The sequence below is a fragment of the Klebsiella sp. CB_Kp196 genome (assembly GCF_040061575.1).
Lineage (GTDB): Bacteria > Pseudomonadota > Gammaproteobacteria > Enterobacterales > Enterobacteriaceae > Klebsiella > Klebsiella michiganensis.
In genome coordinates this window covers 35,400-56,519 of sequence record NZ_JBEAFH010000082.1, presented here as the reverse complement: position 1 = coordinate 56,519, position 21,120 = coordinate 35,400, and the positions used below count along the sequence as shown (strand labels likewise).

The window sequence follows — 21,120 nt, the reverse complement described above, 5'->3', positions numbered from 1 at the left end:
TCAGGATTTAACTGCTTGCGATTATTTGCCCAACTTAGCTGGTATTTCCGCCGGGAGTGGCGTCGTTACCTCGGCGCTATTGCTCTGCTGATCGTCATTGCCATTCTGCAACTGGTGCCGCCAAAGGTGGTGGGTATCGTGGTTGACGGCGTAACAAAACAACATTACACCGCGGAAAAGGTGTGGATGTGGATCGGCCTGCTGGTCGTTATTGCGGTGATGGTCTATCTGCTGCGCTACGTCTGGCGCGTATTGCTTTTCGGCGCCTCTTATCAGCTGGCCGTCGAACTGCGCGAGGATTTCTATCGCCAGCTCAGCCGCCAGCATCCGGCCTTTTACCTGCGCCACCGTACCGGCGATCTGATCGCTCGCGCCACCAACGATGTGGATCGGGTGGTGTTCGCCGCCGGCGAGGGGGTATTAACCCTGGTTGACTCGCTGGTCATGGGCTGCGCGGTGCTGATTGTCATGTCGACGCAAATCAGCTGGCAGTTAACCCTGCTGGCGCTGCTGCCCATGCCGCTGATGGCGCTGGCGATTAAGCGTAACGGCGATGCATTACACGAACGCTTTCGCGTCGCGCAGGCGGCCTTCTCCAGCCTCAACGACCGCACCCAGGAGAGCCTGACCAGCATCCGCATGATCAAAGCCTTTGGTCTCGAAGACCGACAGTCGGCGCTGTTTGCCGCCGACGCCGCGGATACCGGGGCGAAAAACATGCGCGTGGCGCGTATCGACGCCCGCTTTGACCCGACGATTTATATCGCTATCGGGACCGCTAACCTGCTGGCCATCGGCGGCGGCAGCTGGATGGTGATCCAGGGCAGCCTGACTCTGGGTCAGCTCACCAGCTTTGTGATGTACCTCGGCCTGATGATCTGGCCAATGCTGGCGCTGGCGTGGATGTTTAACATCGTGGAGCGCGGTAGCGCGGCCTATGCGCGCATTCGCACCATGCTGGAGGAGGCGCCGGTGGTGAACGACGGCAGCGAGCCGACGCCGGAAGGGCGCGGTACGCTTAGCGTCGCCGTGCGCGAGTTTATCTACCCGCAGGCGAACAAGGTCTCGCTGGAAAAGGTCAACTTTACGCTCCAGCCCGGGCAGATGCTGGGGATTTGCGGGCCGACCGGCTCCGGCAAGAGCACCATTCTGGCGCTGATTCAGCGCCACTTTGACGTGACTGAAGGCGATATCCGCTTCCACGACGTTCCCCTGACCCGGCTACAGCTGGATAGCTGGCGCGCACGTCTGGCGGTGGTTAATCAGACACCGTTCCTGTTCTCTGATACCGTCGCCAGCAACATTGCCCTCGGTAAACCGGACGCCACGCAGGAGCAAATCGAGCACGTTGCGCGGCTTGCCAGCGTGCATGAGGATATCCTGCGCCTGCCGCAGGGGTATAACACCGAAGTCGGCGAGCGCGGCGTTATGCTTTCCGGTGGGCAAAAACAGCGTATTTCCATCGCCCGCGCGCTGCTGCTGGAGGCGGAGATCCTGATCCTTGATGATGCGCTGTCGGCGGTGGACGGCAGAACGGAGCACCAGATTTTGCATAACCTGCGGCAGTGGGGAGAGGGGCGGACGGTGATCATTAGCGCCCATCGCCTGTCGGCGTTGACCGAGGCCAGCGAAATTCTGGTGATGCAGCACGGGCATATTTCCCAGCGCGGTCGCCATGAGGCGCTGGCGGCGCAGCCGGGCTGGTATCGGGATATGTACCGTTATCAGCAGCTGGAAGCGGCGCTGGATGATGTCCCGCAGGAAGATAAGGAGGTCGCCGGTGCGTAGTTTCACTGAACTCTGGCCGACCTTAAAGCGCCTGCTGGCCTACGGCTCCCCGTGGCGTAAACCACTGATGATAGCGGTTGCCATGATGTGGGTTGCGGCGGTGGCGGAAGTCAGCGGCCCGCTGCTGATCAGCTACTTTATCGACAATATGGTGGCGAAGCACTCGCTGCCGTTGAAGCTGGTCTGCGGTCTCGCCGTGGCCTATATCGGCCTGCAACTTCTTGCCGCTGGCCTGCATTATTGCCAGGCGCTGCTGTTTAATCGCGCGGCGGTCGGCGTGGTGCAGCAGCTGCGCAGCGATGTGATGGACGCCGCGCTGCGTCAGCCGCTCAGCGAGTTTGATACGCAGCCGGTCGGGCAGCTCATCTCGCGGGTTACCAACGATACCGAAGTGATTCGCGATCTCTACGTGACCGTGGTGGCGACCGTGCTGCGTAGCGCCGCTTTGATTGGCGCGATGCTGGTGGCGATGTTCAGCCTTGACTGGCGGATGGCGCTGGTGGCTATCGCTATTTTCCCGGCGGTGCTGATCGTGATGATGATTTATCAGCGCTACAGCACGCCCATCGTCAGGCGGGTTCGCGCCTGGCTGGCGGACATCAACGACGGTTTTAATGAAGTGATTAACGGCATGGGCGTCATCCAGCAGTTCCGCCAGCAGGCGCGGTTCGGCGAGCGGATGCGCGAGGCCAGCTACGCCCACTATCTGGCGCGTATGCAAACCCTGCGTCTTGACGGCTTCCTGCTGCGCCCACTGCTGAGCCTGTTCTCTTCATTAATTCTCTGCGGCCTGCTGATGCTGTTTGGTTTCAGCAGCAGCGGAACGATCGAAGTCGGGGTGCTATACGCCTTTATTAGCTATCTTGGGCGACTGAACGAGCCGCTGATCGAGCTGACCACCCAGCAGTCAATGCTGCAGCAGGCGGTCGTGGCGGGCGAGCGCGTCTTCGAGCTCATGGACAAACCGCGTCAGGCGTGGGGTGAAGATAGCGAGCCGCTGCGCAGCGGGGCGATGAGTATCGATCATGTCTCTTTTGCCTACCGCGACGATAGCCTGGTGTTGCAGGATATTAATCTCGATATCCCGTCCCGCAGCTTTGTGGCGCTGGTTGGTCATACCGGGAGCGGTAAAAGCACCCTGGCCAGCCTGATGATGGGCTACTACCCGTTAACCCAGGGAGAGATTCGCATCGACGGTCGTCCGCTTTCTTCCTTAAGCCACAGCGCGCTGCGTCAGGGGATTGCAATGGTGCAGCAGGATCCGGTGGTGCTGGCTGACACCTTCTATGCCAACGTCACCCTCGGTCGCGACATCAGCGAAGAGCAGGTGTGGGAAGCGCTGGAAGCGGTACAGCTGGCGGCGCTGGCCCGTGAAATGGAAAACGGTATTTATACGCTGCTGGGCGAGCAGGGGAATAATCTCTCCGTTGGCCAGAAACAGCTGCTGGCGCTGGCGCGGGTGCTGGTCGATACGCCGCAGGTGCTGATTCTTGATGAGGCGACGGCCAATATCGATTCCGGTACCGAGCAGGCGATTCAGCAGGCTCTGGCTCGGGTGCGCGAGCACACCACGCTGGTGGTGATTGCGCACCGCTTATCGACCATCGTCGAGGCCGATACGATCCTGGTACTGCACCGCGGTCAGGCCGTTGAGCGCGGAAGTCACCAGCAGCTGCTGGCGGCCAGAGGCCGCTACTGGCAGATGTATCAGCTGCAGCTGGCTGGCGAAGAGCTGGCGGCCAGCGCGCAGGAAGAGTCGCTTATCGCCTGATGCACCATAAACAGGCAGCGGCGCCGCCGCGGCCTGAGGTGGTGCAAAATCGTCACAAGCTGCGCACTGAAATGGTGCAGTTTCAGGCAAAAGAGGCATTTTGCCGCTTCGTTTCCGCCGAATTATTCTCCTTCCTCCTCAAAAAGGGCCGCCTGGCGGTCCTTTTTCATTTCTGGCATAGCCCTTGCTTTATTAGAGACGTGTTAGCTGCGGCCATTACCGAATTCTGACTGGAGGGGACTTATGAAGCTGGTTACCGTGGTAATCAAACCATTCAAACTGGAAGACGTGCGTGAAGCATTATCTTCAATGGGTATTCAGGGCCTGACGGTCACTGAAGTTAAAGGGTTCGGCCGTCAGAAAGGCCACGCGGAGCTCTATCGCGGCGCGGAATATAGCGTCAATTTTCTGCCGAAAGTGAAGATTGACGTCGCGATTGCCGACGATCAGCTGGACGAAGTCGTCGATGTCATCAGTAAAGCGGCTTACACCGGAAAGATTGGCGACGGCAAAATCTTTGTCGCCGAGCTGCAGCGTGTGATTCGCATCCGTACCGGCGAATCAGACGAAGCGGCACTGTAACTTTCAGACCACACAGTGATGGGGAACGAAACAATGAAGATAGCAACAATGAAAACAGGTCTGGGAGCGTTGGCTCTTCTTCCGGGGCTGGCGATGGCCGCACCGGCGGTCGCGGACAAAGCCGACAACGCTTTTATGATGATTTGCACCGCGCTGGTGCTGTTTATGACGATTCCGGGCATCGCGCTGTTCTACGGCGGGCTGATCCGCGGTAAAAACGTTCTCTCCATGCTGACGCAGGTCATCGTGACGTTTGCGCTGGTCTGCGTACTGTGGGTGGTTTATGGCTACACGCTGGCCTTCGGCGCTGGCGGCAGCTTCTTCGGCAACTTCGACTGGGTACTGCTGAAAAATATTGAACTGAAAGCGCTGATGGGGAGCTTCTATCAGTACATCCACGTTGCTTTCCAGGGCTCCTTTGCCTGTATTACCGTTGGCCTGATCGTCGGTGCGCTGGCGGAACGTATTCGCTTCTCGGCGGTACTGATATTCGTTGTGGTATGGATGACGCTCTCTTATGTGCCGATTGCGCACATGGTATGGGGCGGCGGTCTGTTGGCTACGCACGGCGCGCTTGATTTCGCCGGCGGTACGGTTGTTCACATCAACGCCGCGGTCGCGGGGCTGGTGGGCGCCTACATGATGGGCAAACGCGTCGGCTTTGGTAAAGAAGCGTTCAAACCGCATAACCTGCCGATGGTTTTCACCGGTACCGCCATCCTCTACGTTGGCTGGTTTGGCTTTAACGCCGGTTCAGCAAGCGCGGCGAACGAAATTGCCGGTCTGGCGTTCGTTAACACCGTGGTTGCAACGGCGGCGGCTATCCTGGCATGGACCTTCGGCGAGTGGGCAACCCGCGGCAAGCCGTCACTGCTGGGCGCCTGTTCAGGGGCGATTGCCGGTCTGGTCGGCATCACTCCGGCCTGTGGCTATATTGGCGTCGGCGGCTCGCTGATTGTGGGTATCGCAGCGGGCCTTGCGGGTCTGTGGGGCGTCACCGTTCTGAAACGCTGGCTGCGCGTGGATGACCCGTGCGATGTGTTTGGCGTCCACGGCGTCTGCGGTATCGTAGGTTGCATCCTGACCGGTATCTTCGCCGCGACTTCTCTGGGCGGTGTGGGCTACTCGGAAGGCGTCACCATGGGCCATCAGGTTCTGGTACAGCTGGAAAGCATCGGTATCACCATCGTCTGGTCCGGCGTCGTCGCCTTTATCGGTTACAAGGTTGCCGATATGACCGTTGGTCTGCGCGTACCGGAAGATCAAGAGCGTGAAGGGCTGGATGTAAACAGCCACGGCGAAAACGCCTACAACGCCTGATAAAACGGGTTATCTCCTGAAGCAGTAGAGCCTCCCCTCGGGGAGGCTCTGCTTTTTTATGCGTTGCGATTACGCATGACGCCTTCCTGCACCGTGGAAGCCACCAGCGTACCGTCCTGAGTGTAGAACTCGCCGCGGACAAAACCGCGCGCGCTGGAGGCGGAGGTGCTCTCAACGCTGTACAGCAGCCAGTCGTTGATGTTGAACGGGCGGTGGAACCACATTGAGTGATCGATGGTGGCAACCTGCATGCCCGGCTCCAGAAAACCGACGCCGTGAGGCTGCAGGGCAACGGGCAGGAAGTTAAAATCCGAAGCGTAGCCCAGCAGAGACTGATGGGTGCGGAGATCTTCCGGCACTGCGCCGTTGGCGCGGATCCAGACCTGACGCGTTGGTTCTGCAACGTGTCCTTTCAGAGGGTTATGGAATTCGACCGGGCGAATCTCCAGCGGTTTATCGCAGAGAAATTTCTCTTTGACCTGCGGCGGCAGCAGGTGGGCCAGCTTGCGGGCAATATCCGTTTCGGAGGGAAGCGCGTCCGGAGCGGGTGCCGCTGGCATGGTTTTCTGATGTTCATAGCCGGGTTCTGGCGCCTGGAAAGAGGCGGTCATATAGAAAATGGGCTTCCCGTTTTGAATCGCCGCCACCCGGCGGGCGCTGAAGCTATTGCCATCGCGCAGGACTTCAACATCATAGATGATAGGTTTCAGGCTATCGCCGGGACGCAGGAAGTAGCTGTGAAACGAGTGAATCAGGCGTTCTGAGGGCACCGTCTCTTTTGCCGCATACAGCGCCTGACCCACTACCTGGCCGCCAAAGACCTGTCGCAATCCCAGATCTTCGCTCTGTCCGCGGAACAATCCCTCTTCAATTTTTTCCAGATTTAACAATGCCAGCAAATGGGTTAGTGCCTGACTCATAGTTATCCTCAATCAATGATGACTGCCTGGCGCAGCGCGTTATTGAGGCAAAGTATAACCTGGAATCGCAAGTGGTCCGATGGGTTCAATAATCTGAATATGGGCTCTTTTCCAGGAAGAGATCTGAGATCTGTGCCACACTTATTCACGATACTAATGTCCTGTCCCCGATTGTGGCTGGATGTACTCCTGTTAAAGAAGGGATGAAAAGGAGAAAAGAATGAAATTTGCCTATATGTTAAGTGCTTTAGCCGTAGCGGCTACGCTGTCTGCCTGTGCGAACAACCACAACAGCAATGCAGCGAACCAGGCGGCGCCCGATCCTTATGGCATTGCCTCACTAAGCTCCTCGCAGCAGCAGCCTAACGTATCCGGGACCATCAATATTCGACAGCGCGTGGCGTTACCGCCGGACGCGGTATTGACCGTAACCCTGTCGGATGCGTCTCTGGCCGATGCGCCAGCGCACGTGCTGTCGCAAAAAGCGGTAAGGACCGAAGGGAAGCAGGCGCCGTTTAACTTTGTCCTGCCCTATAACCAGGCGCAAATTCAGCCTAATGCCCGCATTCTTCTCAGCGCGGCGATTACCGTTAACGGTCAGCTGATGTTTATTACCGATACCGTGCAGACGGTGATTAACCAGGGCGGTAACCGGGCCGATCTGGTGCTGGTGCCGGTTCAGCAAACGGCGGTGCCGGTGGCGAACAACAGCGCTCCTGCTGCCCAGTAACTCCCCACCATGCCCCTTTACAGGGGCATTTTTTTGCCTTCAATAAATCCAGCGGTAGTGCTGGAGATCAATATGTCCGCTGCCTGAAACCTGGACGCCCTCCGCCAGTAGCGCCTGGCGTTGGCGCTGCAGATCTGGTCCGGTAAGGGAGATATCGCCGTGGCGGTTGACGACCCGATGCCAGGGGAGAGTCGATCCTTCCGGCAGGCGCTTTAATACTCCGCCCACCTGGCGAGCCGCTCGCGGTGAACCCGCCAGATGAGCAATGTCGCCGTAGGTGGCAACGTATCCCTCTGGAATCGAGGCGACTATCTGCCAGACCCGCTGCGGAAAAGTATCGTGAGAATCCATAGTACGTCCTGTTGCCGGAAAAGGCTCAGGATAAGCGTTGTATGACGGGCTGTACAGATAGCGGGTCAGGCCGATTTAACGATGGTAAATTCCAGCGCCAGACCCAGCACCTGCATGCCATGAACATTTTCATTCGCCGTATTGCTCAGCAGTGTTTCGAGAAACTTCAGGCGTTTTGACTGGGCGTTAATCACCAGCTTTGCGCGCATTGCCGGAAGCTTAAGCGTTGATATCGGATACACCACGCGACCGCTGACGTCGATGGGGAGTTTACGTAATTCAATGTGCTGAAGGACGCCGACGGTAGAGTAGAGCAGCGCGACCGGGGTGACGGCGAGCAGCTGATTATTGCTAATCGTCACAAAATCGAGGATGACCTCCGGACGCAGAAAGTTTAAACCGCGGAAGGAAACGGTCACTTCGGCGATGGCCGGCATCGCCAGGGTAGTGATTAAACGCGGTGATTCACTCATTCATATACCATTGAGACAGTGCGTTGATTAAAAAAGACGGTAGATAAGCCTCATTATGGCCGCTGGCGAGGATTTCCGCTGAGAGTGTGCTCGCAATCTCATAAGGGGATCGGGGCCATTTTACGGTGAGAAGCCGCTGTAGACGCGACTTTGCGCAATAAACCAGCACCCAATCGCCGGCGGCTTGCAATTCAGGGGTTCAGCAGGGATAATGCGCCAGCGCGTTAGGTAACTAACGCTCTCAATGGGGGCTCTGTTGGTTCTCCCGCAACGCTACTCTGTTTACCAGGTCAGGTCCGGAAGGAAGCAGCCAGAGCAGACGACGTGTGTGCCGGGATGTAGCTGGCAGGGCCCCCACCCATTTCAGGGTACCCTCTCGCTATTCGCATTCATTCCATGGTTTCCCTCAGCCTTCATATTTAATATCCACAAATATATTGTGAGTATTTTTGGTTTCTAAACCCTCTATTTTTTATGCCAAAAAATTCACTACGTCATAAATTTGAAATTTAACTGAAATATTATTGTCATATATAACGTGCAGATTATTCATGGGAAAATGTTGTTTGATATAAGCTAAAAATATATCTCTGGATCAGCATGTTAACTTCGTGTATTAATTATATGATGATTTTATTTCACGGGAAGCGTGACTATGACCACTGTGGTTCTGAACGTAAAAATTGATGGCGAGTTAAAAGAAAAGCTGCGTCAGTATGCGGAAGAAAATAACGAAAATTTAGGAACAGCTACGGAGAAACTGCTGCTGCTGGCCTTTCAGGTAGCGGAATCAGCAGACGAGGCGGGGGTTTCGGAAGAAGATATCGATAGCCAGCATACCGAAGAGGAAGCGTCTCCATTAACCCCTAAAGAAATCAAAGCATTACGTAAAATTCTGAAGAAGAAAAAATGAAACAACAACTCTCTACAGCCAGCAACTATAGCGAAGCCTGCGATATGCTGCGTTCCGGATACGTTAAGCACGTACGCCTGAACTGGAATATCGGTAGCGATGAGTTCTTTCGCATTGCCTCCGACTGGTGTGACACAGGGGCAAAAATAAAAAAAGATGAAGACGGCTTTATTATTTCTCTGAAAGGGTTTCCGATCCCGCGTCAGCATTAATGAAACTATTGCAATTTTGTCATCGGGCTGACACGTCAGAAAGACAAAATTGAAGCGCAATTTTATAAAAACATCTCATATGCGTCATGGATGATGGTTTTTGACGGGCTGGCTCCAGCCCGTCGATATTTTCTTAAATGATTTTCCTCAGGCGGAAGCTCTCTTTCTGCTCAGTCAGGCTATGCCACAACGGCTGCAATGTCGTAAATGCGCTGCGCAGTTCGTCATCCGAAAGGGTAAAGGGCAAACGCAAATAGCGATCAAACGCGCCGGCCAGGCCAAAGCGAGTTCCCGTCCCGATGTGAATCCCCCGGCTTTCAGCGCGAACGGAAAAGAGCGTCGCCAGCATTCCCGGTAATTCCACCCAAAAAGAGAGTCCTCCCTCCGGCGGCGTAAAGCGCCAGTGGGGAAAATATTCCGCCATCAGCGCGCCGCACATATTCCGGCGAGTCGCCAGCATGGCGCGCCGTGACGGTAGCAGCCTGTGCTCATTCTCAAGCAACCAGCAGCAGGCCAGCTGTTCCAGCAGCGGGGAGCCGAGATCGAGAGAGTCGCGGGCCTGAACCAGCGAAGCAATGGTTCGCGAAGAGGCGCGGATCCAACCTATGCGCAGGCCGCCCCAGAAGCTTTTTCCCGCTGAACCGATGGTTATCACCGGGGCATCAGGATTAAATGCCGCTAAAGGCGGCGGCGGCGGGGCGTCATACCATAAATCCACCATCGTTTCGTCTGCCACCAGCGTGGTGCGGGTTTGTGCGGCGATGTCCGCTACCCGCTGGCGCGTTGCGCTATCCATACAGCGGCCGGTGGGATTATGAAAATCCGGCATCAGCCAGGCCAGACGCGGAGCCGTTTGGGCAATCGTTGCCGCCAGACCGTCGCAATCCCATCCCTGCTGCGGTAACGCCACGCTAACCGGACGACATGATGCGCCCTGTATCGCGCTAAGCGCCATGGGGTAAGTTGGCGCATCCACCACCACCCGATCGCCGGGCCCGGTGAATAAACGCAGTACCAGCGCAAAACCGCTAAGGGCCCCGTTGACGATCATCACTTCATCGCTGCGGGTTGGCAGCCCGCGTTCGCTATAGCGGCGGGCGATGGCTTCGCGCAGAAGCGGGAGCCCTTGTTGATCGTAACCGGTGTTGGATAAATGTTCAGGCATGATCTTTAAGGCCTGGCTGTAGGCCTTATGGATCTCGGGGCCGGCGCTAAGGGCGGCAACGGCCAGATTCACCGATAGCGGGTCCGTTTGTTTGGCCGCCGCCTCTACCGGACGCTCCGGCAAGGCGATCCGCGAACCGCTTCCCTGACGGCTGTAGAGATAGCCTTCTTCCCGAAGCTGACCGAGCGCGCTGGCAACCGTGGTGCGGCTGATATTCAGGGCAGCCGCCAGTTCACGTTCCCCGGGCAGTCGCGTTTCCAGCGCCAGGCGGCCATCGAGAATGAGCAGGCGCAGCGCCTCTGCAAGCTGACGCCATATAGGCGTGCGAGAAGTGGACTCCTGCCAGTGACCGAGCAGCCGTACCAGCGATTGTGCACCAAAGCGACGAGATAACATAGCAATCCACTTTTTAAAAACTGGCCATTAATTATCAATCCATTTTTACTGATGATAAGGGAAATCGCAATTGCCCTGAGGTGAAAAATGGTACGTCGCTTGCTGCAACTTTACATTGGTCTGGTCCTGTACGGCGTGTCGACCGCGTTATTTGTGCATGCCAATCTGGGGGCCGATCCGTGGGATGTTTTTCATCTGGGGATCGGTAAGCAGTTTAATCTGGATTTTGGTACGGTCATGATCCTGACGGGAGCGGCAGTGCTGCTGCTGTGGATCCCGCTACGGCAAATGCCGGGGCTGGGTACGGTGAGCAACGTGATTGTGCTGGGGCTGGCGGCAAACGCGACCTTAGCCGTGCTGCCGCCGTTGGATTCGCTGGTGGCGCGTAGCCTGCTGCTGGCGGGCGCTATCGTACTGAATGCGCTGGCGACGGGGATGTATATTGGCGCGGGCTTTGGTCCCGGGCCGCGCGATGGGCTGATGACCGGTCTGCATGCTCGTACGGGGTGGTCGCTGCGCGGTATCCGCACCGCGATTGAAGTTTCGGTCCTGCTGATTGGCTGGATGATGGGCGGCAAGTTTGGCGTGGGAACCGTACTCTATGCGTTAACTATCGGCCCGCTAATCCAGCTGTGTCTGCCGTGGTTTCATCAGCCAGCCGCGCGGAAGGCTCTGGCGAAACCCGGTGAGGCTATCTCCTGATTTTACGCTGCCATCAGACCTGGAGACTAAACTTATCAATTCAGATACGGCCGGATTCTCCGGCCGTACTGTTCACTTCGGAGAGCAGACTCATGAAGTACGTTGATGGTTTTGTCGTTGCCGTACCGGCGGAAAATAAGGAGGCATACCGCGAGATGGCAGCAAAGGCCGCGCCATTATTTAAAGAGTTTGGCGCACTCCGCGTGGTCGAGTGCTGGGCGGATGATGTCCCGGATGGCAAGCTGACCGATTTTCGCCTGGCGGTGAAAGCGGAGGAGAGTGAAGAGGTGGTGTTCAGCTGGATTGAGTATCCCTCTAAAGAGGTTCGCGATGCCGCGAATGCCAAAATGATGGCCGACCCGCGGATGAAAGAGTTTGGCGAATCGATGCCCTTTGATGGAAAACGAATGATATACGGCGGCTTTGCCCCGCTTCTGGATGAGTAATTCATCTTTGCCATCCCCATAGCTTTTGGGGATGGCGATAGACGCGCTACAGATGACTCCAGCCATGCAGCAGCATATAAAAACCCACCACCATAATCAGGGTGCCGGAAATCCACGGCGCTTTGCGCGAGAGATCGTTCAGCCCGGGCCAGCGGTTTGCCACGTGCTTCAGGCTGAGGGCGGCAATTGCGCCGGAAGCCACCAGGGTGATCGCCAGCCCAACGCTAAACCCCAGTACCAGGGTTGCCCCCAGCGAGAACTTTTTCAACTGCAGGCAAATGAGCAGTACGGTAATGGATGCCGGGCAGGGAATGAGTCCCCCCGTCAGTCCGAACAAGACGATCTGCCCGGTGGTGACCCGCTGGCCGTTAAAGCGGCGATTGATCGCTTGCGCATGCGCGCGCTGATGGGCGTCCTGCCAGTCATCGGCGGCAACCCGCGAAGGTTGGTGAGCGTGAGGATGATGTTGATGCGCAAGGTGGCGATCGTGATGATGTTCATGTTCATGTTCATGTTCATGTTCATGTTCATGGTCATGGTCATGGTCATGGTCATGGGTATGGTCATGGGTATGGTCATGGGTATGGGTATGTGAACGCGATTCGCGCCAGGTACGCGCCAGCATCCAGCAGGCAATCAGTACGATAAGGCCCCCTGAGATCAGCTGAAACCAGGGTTCCGACGTTTGTGCATTCCAGCCGCGGCCGAACCACAGGCCTGCCATGGCCACCAGCCAGACCACCGCCGTATGCGATACCGTCGCCGCCAACCCCAGCAGCACCGCCTGCTTTAATGTTCCCCGCACCGCCACGATAAATGCCGCCATCATGGTTTTTGAGTGCCCGGGCTCAAGGCCGTGCAGCGCGCCCAGCAGAATCGCGCTGGGAATAAATAGCCAGGCGTTGCCCTGCTGCAGGAGTGAAGCGAAATCGTTCATAACGTGATCCCTAACTAAAAAGTGCTTGTATGCTACTCCCCCCCAGTACATAAATACTACCCCCCAGTAGAAAAATACTCCGGGGGAGTAGGGCATGTTATGCTGTTCTGATTGCATACAAGGGTCGTTAGTGGAAACGATCGATTAATCAAATAGTGGATCGCGAAATGTCACATACCGTTCGTCACAAGAAGATGTTATTGACCCGATTGAAGAAAATTCAGGGGCAAAGCGCCGCGCTGGAAAAAATGCTTAACCGCGAGCATGAATGCGCAGAGGTTCTACAGCAGCTGGCTGCCATTCGCGGTGCGGTAAACGGCATGATGATGCAGGTTATCCAGGGGCATTTAACGGATCATGTCGTGAAGGAGCCCGAAGAAGGTCAGCGTGAGGCTGACCTTGATGTGGTGATGCAGGTGATAAAATCCTATCTGAAATAGGCTCAGTCATCATGTGTTCCGGACGGCGATGAATACGCCTTAAGGTTATTCTCGGCCCACAGAATAAATTTCTCTTTTGGCAGCGCCTTACTATAAAGCCAGCCCTGGGCATACAGCACGCCATGCATGCGCAGCCAGTCGCGTTGGCTTTCGGTTTCGACGCCTTCTGCGACGGTCGCCAGATTGAGCGCTTTCGCCATTTCAATGATGTGCGGCGTCAGCGATTCACACTCCAGCGTATCGACAAATGCTTTATCGATTTTCAGGGTATCAACGTCCAGCTTTTGTAAATAGCTCAGGCTGGAATAGCCGGTGCCGAAGTCATCGATGGAGATACGGTGTCCGGCCTGACGATAGCCGGCGATGACTGGCAGAGTGGTTTGCGGGTCGACAAAACCGCGCTCGGTGATTTCCAGAATGATCTGCTGAGCGCTGATGCCCCAGCGCTGAAGCTGCTCTTGTAACAGCATCGGCAGCCTTGGCGAACGCAAATCATCAACCGACAGGTTTATCGAGATATGTATCTCCGGGCGCTGCCGCAGCCAGGTACCGAGATCGGTAAAAATTTTTCGTACAATATCTTCGGTTAAGCGGGTAATCAGCCCGGTTTGTTCGGCAAGCGGAATAAAAATATCCGGCGATAAGAAACTGCCATCGGGCTGCCTCCAGCGAGCAAGCGCCTCCGCGCCGACGATCTTTCCGCTCTGCAGCGAAATAATGGGCTGGTAATAAACCTGGATGGCATGAGAATTCAGCGCGTCCAGCATCCCATTACGCGGTGAGCGCAGCCTCCGCAGCAGGCGAAGCAGCAGAAATGAGGCCAGAAGGCTGGTGAACAGACCAATCGGCAGCCACAGCATCAGCTGCTGATGTAGCTTTTTCTGCAGCGGCACCGTCGAGGACCAGGTGGCAATGGCCAGCCCCAGCTCCGGGAGACGATGAAGACGATAAACGGTGCTATCGAGGGTTAGGGTCCTGGCATACTGATGCTTAATTCTCTCCCAGACGGCAGCGTTGAGCGGTTTACTGCTAATGATGATTTGATTGCGCTGCGTGCCGAACAAGAGCGTGTGAATCTGTTCATGGCCTAATGGAATGACATCGATAAACGACTCGGGATCGATCATCACCACGTGATGCTCGCTGCCCATGGCCGTCATTTTATGTTTCAGACCCAGATCGTTAACTGAGGTAAGCCAGGTACGATAGCCATCGGCCGTGATGTGGTCGGGAGCAGGAAAGGTAACCGAAACCTGATGATCTTCGAGGGAAGAGCACTGCGGAATACCCTCATGTAACCACAGCACTTCCTGAACGTAGCGATGGGTATAGGCGATCCGTCGCATCGTGAGCAAATGCTGCGGACTGCAGGTGGTAGCCGCATGCGCATCAGCTTCGTTCAGCGCCTCTCTTGCCTGATCGGCAACCTGCTGAACGCGGGCCAGTACGCGGACGGAAAAGTTGTCCAGTTCGCTATAAAATTGCTCTTTGGCCTGCTGCATTGCCAGCCAGATGCTCAGCGCGACCAGCAGGATAATGGCCAGTATCAATACCCCTGTAACCAGACTCACCTGATGCCGGGTCGTCATGAGTATTTCCTTATTTTATTGAGGGGTTCGATGAGTATACGCGAAAGATAAAAGAGGGTTCAGCACGGGGTAGAAAAAGGCCCGAACCGCAAGATAGCAACGAATTCGGGCTAACAGTGGATGAACCGCGACGCCCAAGGCCTGGAGCGTCGCGGAGAAAAACGAGGGCTGGTATGCTGGCAATAAGCGTTGTCAGCACAGATTCATATTCTAAAGCGCAATCATGACAGTCATATGTTGCGCTTAATGGGCGTCCGGCGCAGCGATGTCAGCGCTAATCCGCTGGTCGTTTTCGTCGAAGACCATGCAGTAGCGATCGTCAAACGCGACCCTTATCTTCTGCCATGGACGGAAATGAACGTCGCCGGGCAGCAGAATTTTGACGTTATCGTGGCCGTAGCACTGGCCGAACAGATAGGTGTTGTTACCCAGTCTCTCCACGACTTCACATTGAAACTCAACTACGGTACCGATATTCACATCAGTTGAGAGATGTTCAGGGCGAATACCGAGGGTAACGGCAGCGCCGGGCTGCAGCGGCGATGTGGTGATATTGAGCGTCAGATTATGATCTTGCGCCATTTTCACGCTAAGCTGGCCCGGCTGCCATGCGGTGACCGTCGCGGGCAGGAAGTTCATTTTCGGCGAACCGATAAATCCCGCAACGAACTTATTGACCGGGTTGTAATACAGCGACATCGGCGAACCCATCTGCTCAACTTTGCCGTAGTTCATCACCACGATTTTATCGGCCAGCGTCATCGCTTCAACCTGATCGTGGGTGACATAAACCATGGTGGTTTTGAGTTCATGATGCAGTTTAGCAATATGCAGGCGCATCTCAACGCGCAGCTCGGCATCCAGGTTGGAGAGGGGTTCATCAAACATAAACACCCGTGGATTACGCACGATGGCGCGACCGATCGCCACGCGCTGGCGCTGGCCGCCGGAAAGCTGCTTAGGTTTGCGATCCAGCAGATGAGAGAGCTGCAGCGTTTTCGCCACCATTTCAACCTGGCGGCGAATTTCATCTTTTGGCACTTTATTCACCTTCAGGCCATAGCCCATATTTTCCGCTACCGTCATATGCGGGTAGAGCGCATAGGACTGGAATACCATGGCGACGCCGCGATGGGCAGGAACGACATCATTCATCACCTCATCGCCAATAAGCACTTCACCTTCGCTGACCTCTTCGAGACCGGCAATCATTCGCAGTAGCGTCGATTTGCCGCAGCCTGACGGACCGACGAAAACCGCAAACTCGCCATCTTCAATATCAAGATTTACCTGATGCAGCGTCACTGTACTGCCGAACCGTTTGGTGACATTCCTCAGTCGTATATTGGACATCAACACTCCCCGGGTTAGTAGCCGTTTTTGCCGTTGGGATTTGGGCTGTGACGCATTATTTGTATAACGTGTAACAATTCAGCCGGGCGATGCTCAACGACACTAAAATCATGCAGTGACTATAACTTCCAGAGTTTTAGCGCCCTATATCGATGTTTCATTTCTGCAATCACGATCACACAACTGGCAGCTTTCAGTAGTTTTGTCAGCATTCAAAGCGTACCGTATAACAAATCAGGAATAACGGCATATTTGTTTATGAATCACCGTTTATCAGTTAACTGAAAGATTCTCGGAAGTCACATCGCCCAATAAAAACCATTAAATTGTTATACCTTCACATGAGGTTGATAATGAAAAAGAACACTCTTGCTGCACTGATCCTTACTACTCTGGCTGCCGGGCAGCTGGTTAGCCTGCAGGCGCACGCGGCCGGACAGCTCAACGTCTGGGAAGACATCAAAAAATCCGACGGCATTAAGGCCGCGGTAAGCGATTTTGAAAAGCAGTTCAACGTTAAGGTGAACGTGCAGGAAATGCCGTACGCCCAGCAGCTGGAAAAGCTACGCCTTGATGGCCCGGCGGGCATTGGCCCGGACGTGCTGGTGATCCCTAATGACCAGCTAGGCGGTGCGGTCGTCCAGGGACTGCTGTCTCCCCTGACGCTGGACCAGGCGAAGCAGGAGGCCTTTACGCCGGCATCAATCAACGCGTTCCATATGGATAACGTGCTTTACGGCGTACCGAAAGCGGTGGAAACCCTGGTGTTGATTTACAACAAAGACCTGATCGATAAGCCGCTGGATAGCCTGCAGGACTGGTTCGACTATTCGAAGAAGCAGCGCGAAGAGGGTAAGTACGGCCTGCTGGCGAAGTTTGACCAGATCTATTACAGCTGGGGCGCTATTGGCCCAATGGGCGGCTATATCTTTGGCAAAAACGACAAAGGCGGCTTCAACCCGCAGGATGTCGGCCTGAATAAGCCAGGCGCGGTGGAAGCGGTGACTTTCCTGAAAAAATTCTACACCGACAAGGTATTCCCGGCGGGGATCCTCGGCGATAACGGGCTGAACGCCATCGACTCGCTGTTCACCGAGAAGAAAGCGGCTGCGGTGATTAACGGCCCGTGGGCCTTCCAGCCGTATGAAGCGGCAGGCATTCATTATGGCGTCGCGCCTTTGCCGACGCTGCCGGATGGCAAACCGATGAGCTCCTTCCTCGGCGTGAAGGGCTATGTCGTCTCGACGTGGAGTAAAGATAAAGCGCTGGCGCAGCAGTTTATCGAGTTCATCAACCAGCCGCAGTACGTGAAAGCGCGTTATGTCGCCACCGGAGAAATCCCGCCGCTGAAGGCCATGATTGACGATCCGCTGATTAAGAATGACGAAAAGGCCAGCGCGGTGGCGGTGCAGTCAGCGCGGGCGACGGCGATGCCCGGGCTCCCGGAAATGGGTGAGGTATGGGGCCCGGCGAACGCCGCGCTCGAGCTTAGCCTGACCGGTAAACAGGAGCCGAAAGCGGCGCTCGATAACGCTGAAAAGCAGATCAAGATGCAGATCGAAGCCATGCAGGCCAGCAATCAATAATTCGGTGATGTAACAGAACGGGAGGGCCGACCTCCCGTTTTCAGAAGGAGTCGTGTGTGATTATCAATCCCAGCGAAAATATTGCCGAAGCGCGCGGCGCAGGACGCCATGCGTGGTGCGGCCTGTTGCTGGCTATCGTGCCGGGTTTTGGGCAGTTTTATCACCGCCAGTGGCTGAAGGGGATTGTCTTCCTGGTGCTGCTGAGCAGTTTTATGAGCATTTTCTATGACTTTCTCAGCGAAGGCCTGTGGGGGTTATATACCTTAGGCGAGGAAGTCCCGCGGGATAACTCTATTTTCCTGCTGGCGGAAGGGATAATCAGCGTACTGATTATCGCATTCGGTTTGTTGGTCTATTTCCTCTCGCTGCGCGATGCCTGGGTTAACGGCAAAAAGCGCGATGAAGGCATGGCGCTGAATAGCGTACGCAAGCAGTATCAGATGCTGCTCAGCGAGGGTTTCCCGTATCTGATGATCACGCCCGGCTTCATACTGCTGGTGTTTGTGGTCATCTTCCCGATCCTGTTTGGTTTTGCTATCGCCTTTACTAACTACAACCTTTATCACACGCCGCCGGCGAAGCTGGTGGATTGGGTGGGATTCAAAAACTTCATCAATATCTTCACATTATCCATCTGGCGCTCGACCTTCTTTGACGTACTGCAGTGGACGGTGGTGTGGACGCTGCTGGCGACGACCCTGCAATGTACCGTCGGCGTGCTGCTGGCGATTCTGGTCAACCAGAAAGATCTGCGCTTTAAGCCGATGATCCGCACAATTTTCATTCTGCCGTGGGCGGTGCCGGGCTTCGTGACGATTCTGGTTTTTGCCGGCATGTTCAATGATTCATTCGGGGTGATTAACAACGCCATTTTGTCCTTCTTTGGCATCACGCCGAAGGCCTGGCTGACCGACCCGTTCTGGACTAAAACGGCGCTGATCATGATGCAAACCTGGCTGGGCTTTCCGTTTGTTTTCGCCATGACCACCGGCGTCCTGCAGGCGATCCCGGACGATCTGTATGAAGCGGCCACCATGGATGGCGCCAGCGCGTTTACCCGCCTGCGGACCATTACTCTGCCGCTGGTGCTCTACTCCATTGCGCCGATCATCATCACTCAGTACACCTTCAATTTTAACAACTTCAATATCATCTACCTGTTCAATAACGGCGGACCGGCGGTAGCCGGGTCGAATGCCGGCGGTACGGATATTCTGGTGTCGTGGATCTACAAATTAACGATGTCGTCTTCGCAATACGCCATCGCGGCCACCATCACGATTCTGCTGTCGATTTTTGTCGTCGGCCTGGCGTTGTGGCAGTTCCGCGCCACGAAATCCTTCAAAAACGACGACATGGCGTAAGGGAAGCAACATGGCTAAATCACCGAGTATTAAACGCGAAAAGTGGATTCGCCTGTCTCTCACCTGGCTGGTGGTCCTCTTCGTATCGACGATCATTATATATCCGCTGGTCTGGACGGTAGGGGCGTCTCTGAACGCCGGGAACAGTCTGCTGAGTACGTCGATTATTCCTGAAAACCTGTCGTTCCAGCATTACGCGGATCTGTTTAACGGCAATGTGAATTATCTCACCTGGTACTGGAACTCGATGAAAATCAGCTTCATGACCATGGTGTTGACCTTAATCAGCGTGAGCTTCACGGCCTATGCGTTCTCCCGGTTTCGTTTCAAAGGGCGGCAGAACGGGCTGATGCTGTTTCTGCTGCTGCAGATGATCCCGCAGTTCTCGGCGCTGATTGCGATCTTTGTTCTCTCTCAGCTGCTGGGGTTGATCAATAGCCATCTGGCGCTGGTGCTGATCTACGTTGGCGGCATGATCCCGATGAATACCTGGCTCATGAAGGGGTATCTGGACGCGATCCCCAAAGATCTGGATGAATCCGCGCGGATGGATGGCGCCAGCAGCTTCCGCATCTTTATCGAAATCATTATGCCGCTGTCGAAGCCGATTCTGGCGGTGGTGGCGCTGTTTTCATTTACCGGCCCGCTGGGGGACTTCATCCTCTCCAGCACCATTTTGCGTACCCCGGATAAATACACGCTGCCGATTGGCCTGTATAACCTGGTGGCGCAGAAAATGGGCGCCAGCTACACCACCTACGCGGCGGGCGCGGTGCTGATTGCCGTCCCGGTGGCAATTCTCTATCTGGCGCTACAAAAATACTTTGTTTCCGGCCTCACCTCAGGCAGTACAAAAGGATAACCCCATGAAAAGATTAACACCCGCGTGGCTTGCTGTTTCTCTGGCATGCTGTTTTTCCGCCGGTACGCTGGCGGCAGATGCGCTGCAAACGAAGGCGTTTAGCAATATGCCCGCTGATTTTATTAAAGGCGCGGATATCTCCACGCTGCTGGATGCGGAAAAGCACGGCGCGAAGTTCTTTAACCACAACAATCAGCCGCAGGATCCGATCGCGATTCTGAAGGCCGACGGCGTGAACTATGTTCGCCTGCGCCTGTGGGTGGATCCAAAAGACGCCCAGGGTCAGCGTTACGGCGGCGGCGATAACGATCTGGCGGCGACGCTGGCGCTGGCGAAGCGCGCAAAAGCACAGGGTATGAAGCTGCTGCTTGATTTTCACTACAGCGATTTCTGGACCGATCCGGGCAAGCAGTTCAAGCCGAAGGCCTGGGAGAAAATGGATTATCCGCAGCTGAAAACCACGATCCACGACTACACCCGCGACACGATTGCCCGCTTTAAGCAGGAGGGGGTGCTGCCGGATATGGTCCAGATCGGCAACGAGATCAACGGCGGTATGCTGTGGCCGGAGGGCAAAAGCTGGGGGCAGGGCGGCGGCGAGTTCGATCGCCTGGCGGGGCTGCTAAACGCCGCCATTGACGGCCTGAAGGAAAACCTCACCGGCGGCGAGCAGATTAAAATTATGCTTCATCTGGCCGAAGGCACGAAAAACGACACCTTCCGCTGGTGGTTTGATGAAATCAGCAAGCGCAACGTGCCTTACGACATCATTGGTCTGTCGATGTACACCTACTGGAATGGTCCGATTAGCGCGCTGAAAGCCAATATGGACGATATCAGCAAGCGCTATAACAAAGACGTGATAGTGGTGGAAGCCGCTTATGCCTATACCCTGGAAAACTGCGACAACGCCGAAAATAGTTTCCAGGCGAAAGAGGAAAAGGATGGCGGTTATCCTGCCACCGTACAGGGGCAATATAATTATATTCACGACTTAATGCAGGCCGTTGCGGACGTACCGGATCACCGCGGTAAAGGTATTTTTTATTGGGAGCCGACGTGGATTGCCGTACCGGGAAATACCTGGGCGACGCCTGCCGGAATGAAATATATCCATGATGAATGGAAAGAGGGGAATGCCCGGGAAAATCAGGCGCTGTTTGATTGCCAGGGAAAAGCATTGCCGTCGATGAAGGTATTCAATTAATTATTCAGCTTTA

The 21,120-nt window shown here is 55.5% G+C and carries 22 protein-coding genes and 1 other RNA gene; 16 read left to right on the top strand and 7 right to left on the bottom strand.

What is annotated here, in order from left to right; genetic code table 11:
* The first annotated feature begins 15 nt into the window (after positions 1-15).
* The 5 genes from ABLU87_RS28310 to amtB are packed head-to-tail and all read left to right on the top strand — an operon-like array spanning position 16 to position 5,461.
* Positions 16-1,788: a SmdA family multidrug ABC transporter permease/ATP-binding protein gene (locus ABLU87_RS28310; protein ID WP_025107160.1), complete on the top strand. Its 1,773-nt coding sequence runs from the start codon at positions 16-18 to the stop codon at positions 1,786-1,788.
* Positions 1,781-3,559 (top strand): SmdB family multidrug efflux ABC transporter permease/ATP-binding protein, encoded by a 1,779-nt coding sequence (locus tag ABLU87_RS28305; protein WP_025107159.1) that lies wholly within the window; start codon positions 1,781-1,783, stop codon positions 3,557-3,559. Before ABLU87_RS28310 ends, ABLU87_RS28305 begins: the two co-directional genes overlap by 8 nt.
* Positions 3,559-3,789 carry a hypothetical protein gene (locus tag ABLU87_RS28300; protein WP_004848281.1) on the top strand — a complete coding sequence of 77 codons (231 nt, stop codon included), beginning with the start codon at positions 3,559-3,561 and terminating at the stop codon, positions 3,787-3,789. The genes ABLU87_RS28305 and ABLU87_RS28300 overlap by 1 nt, the downstream gene beginning before the upstream one ends.
* Before the next feature lie 13 nt (positions 3,790-3,802).
* The gene (glnK, locus tag ABLU87_RS28295) at positions 3,803-4,141 is read left to right on the top strand and encodes a P-II family nitrogen regulator (RefSeq protein ID WP_004099573.1); all 339 of its coding nucleotides are present in this window, start codon (positions 3,803-3,805) and stop codon (positions 4,139-4,141) included.
* A 33-nt stretch (positions 4,142-4,174) separates the two neighbouring features.
* On the top strand, positions 4,175-5,461 hold the full coding sequence (amtB, locus tag ABLU87_RS28290) for an ammonium transporter AmtB (protein ID WP_183129347.1): 1,287 nt from the start codon (positions 4,175-4,177) through the stop codon (positions 5,459-5,461).
* A gap of 56 nt (positions 5,462-5,517) precedes the next feature.
* Here the strand turns inward: amtB and tesB are convergent, their stop codons facing one another.
* Positions 5,518-6,381: an acyl-CoA thioesterase II gene (gene tesB / locus ABLU87_RS28285; RefSeq protein WP_004848287.1), complete on the bottom strand. Its 864-nt coding sequence runs from the start codon at positions 6,379-6,381 to the stop codon at positions 5,518-5,520.
* Between the two features lie 220 nt (positions 6,382-6,601).
* Here tesB and ABLU87_RS28280 point away from each other — a divergent pair, with 220 nt between their 5' ends.
* Complete coding sequence (locus ABLU87_RS28280) at positions 6,602-7,111, top strand: YbaY family lipoprotein (protein ID WP_004848288.1); 510 nt, start codon at positions 6,602-6,604, stop codon at positions 7,109-7,111.
* A gap of 39 nt (positions 7,112-7,150) precedes the next feature.
* Here the strand turns inward: ABLU87_RS28280 and ABLU87_RS28275 are convergent, their stop codons facing one another.
* Both ABLU87_RS28275 and ABLU87_RS28270 read right to left on the bottom strand, forming a co-directional pair.
* Entirely contained in the window at positions 7,151-7,462 is a 312-nt protein-coding gene (locus ABLU87_RS28275; protein WP_025107157.1) for an MGMT family protein, read from the bottom strand.
* Positions 7,463-7,527: 65 nt separating this feature from the next.
* On the bottom strand, positions 7,528-7,935 hold the full coding sequence (locus ABLU87_RS28270) for a hypothetical protein (protein WP_025107156.1): 408 nt from the start codon (positions 7,933-7,935) through the stop codon (positions 7,528-7,530).
* A 254-nt stretch (positions 7,936-8,189) separates the two neighbouring features.
* Between ABLU87_RS28270 and ffs the strand changes: the two genes are divergently transcribed.
* From ffs to ABLU87_RS28255, 3 genes are all read left to right on the top strand, one after another.
* An RNA gene (gene ffs / locus ABLU87_RS28265) (signal recognition particle sRNA small type) lies at positions 8,190-8,286 on the top strand.
* Between the two features lie 304 nt (positions 8,287-8,590).
* Positions 8,591-8,848, top strand: a complete 258-nt coding sequence (locus ABLU87_RS28260) for a hypothetical protein (protein WP_004848294.1) — start codon at positions 8,591-8,593, stop codon at positions 8,846-8,848.
* Positions 8,845-9,060: a hypothetical protein gene (locus ABLU87_RS28255; RefSeq protein ID WP_004129860.1), complete on the top strand. Its 216-nt coding sequence runs from the start codon at positions 8,845-8,847 to the stop codon at positions 9,058-9,060. Before ABLU87_RS28260 ends, ABLU87_RS28255 begins: the two co-directional genes overlap by 4 nt.
* Before the next feature lie 133 nt (positions 9,061-9,193).
* Here the strand turns inward: ABLU87_RS28255 and ABLU87_RS28250 are convergent, their stop codons facing one another.
* Positions 9,194-10,621 (bottom strand): PLP-dependent aminotransferase family protein, encoded by a 1,428-nt coding sequence (locus ABLU87_RS28250; RefSeq protein ID WP_122117334.1) that lies wholly within the window; start codon positions 10,619-10,621, stop codon positions 9,194-9,196.
* Positions 10,622-10,708: 87 nt separating this feature from the next.
* Here ABLU87_RS28250 and ABLU87_RS28245 point away from each other — a divergent pair, with 87 nt between their 5' ends.
* Together ABLU87_RS28245 and ABLU87_RS28240 are read left to right on the top strand one after the other, a co-directional pair.
* Positions 10,709-11,323: a membrane protein gene (locus tag ABLU87_RS28245; RefSeq protein WP_014228193.1), complete on the top strand. Its 615-nt coding sequence runs from the start codon at positions 10,709-10,711 to the stop codon at positions 11,321-11,323.
* 92 nt (positions 11,324-11,415) lie between these two features.
* On the top strand, positions 11,416-11,769 hold the full coding sequence (locus ABLU87_RS28240) for a DUF1428 family protein (protein ID WP_004848301.1): 354 nt from the start codon (positions 11,416-11,418) through the stop codon (positions 11,767-11,769).
* Positions 11,770-11,815: 46 nt separating this feature from the next.
* Here the strand turns inward: ABLU87_RS28240 and ABLU87_RS28235 are convergent, their stop codons facing one another.
* Positions 11,816-12,706 carry a nickel/cobalt efflux protein RcnA gene (locus ABLU87_RS28235; protein WP_196942044.1) on the bottom strand — a complete coding sequence of 297 codons (891 nt, stop codon included), beginning with the start codon at positions 12,704-12,706 and terminating at the stop codon, positions 11,816-11,818.
* Between the two features lie 167 nt (positions 12,707-12,873).
* On the opposite strand from ABLU87_RS28235, the gene ABLU87_RS28230 reads away from it, so the two are divergent.
* Entirely contained in the window at positions 12,874-13,146 is a 273-nt protein-coding gene (locus tag ABLU87_RS28230) for a metal-sensing transcriptional repressor (RefSeq protein WP_004129869.1), read from the top strand.
* 2 nt (positions 13,147-13,148) lie between these two features.
* Here ABLU87_RS28230 and ABLU87_RS28225 read toward each other — a convergent pair whose 3' ends face one another.
* Entirely contained in the window at positions 13,149-14,735 is a 1,587-nt protein-coding gene (locus ABLU87_RS28225) for an EAL domain-containing protein (protein ID WP_348865976.1), read from the bottom strand.
* Between the two features lie 243 nt (positions 14,736-14,978).
* Complete coding sequence (locus tag ABLU87_RS28220) at positions 14,979-16,088, bottom strand: ABC transporter ATP-binding protein (protein WP_004848307.1); 1,110 nt, start codon at positions 16,086-16,088, stop codon at positions 14,979-14,981.
* Positions 16,089-16,441: 353 nt separating this feature from the next.
* Here ABLU87_RS28220 and ABLU87_RS28215 point away from each other — a divergent pair, with 353 nt between their 5' ends.
* The 4 genes from ABLU87_RS28215 to ABLU87_RS28200 are packed head-to-tail and all read left to right on the top strand — an operon-like array spanning position 16,442 to position 21,107.
* A complete protein-coding gene (locus ABLU87_RS28215) occupies positions 16,442-17,674 on the top strand; it encodes a maltodextrin ABC transporter substrate-binding protein (RefSeq protein ID WP_122117331.1) in 1,233 nt (410 codons plus the stop codon).
* 56 nt (positions 17,675-17,730) lie between these two features.
* Complete coding sequence (locus ABLU87_RS28210; protein WP_004848312.1) at positions 17,731-19,038, top strand: sugar ABC transporter permease; 1,308 nt, start codon at positions 17,731-17,733, stop codon at positions 19,036-19,038.
* A 10-nt stretch (positions 19,039-19,048) separates the two neighbouring features.
* A complete protein-coding gene (locus tag ABLU87_RS28205; RefSeq protein WP_014837601.1) occupies positions 19,049-19,900 on the top strand; it encodes a sugar ABC transporter permease in 852 nt (283 codons plus the stop codon).
* A 4-nt stretch (positions 19,901-19,904) separates the two neighbouring features.
* Complete coding sequence (locus ABLU87_RS28200; RefSeq protein ID WP_032694156.1) at positions 19,905-21,107, top strand: arabinogalactan endo-beta-1,4-galactanase; 1,203 nt, start codon at positions 19,905-19,907, stop codon at positions 21,105-21,107.
* Positions 21,108-21,120 lie beyond the last annotated feature (13 nt).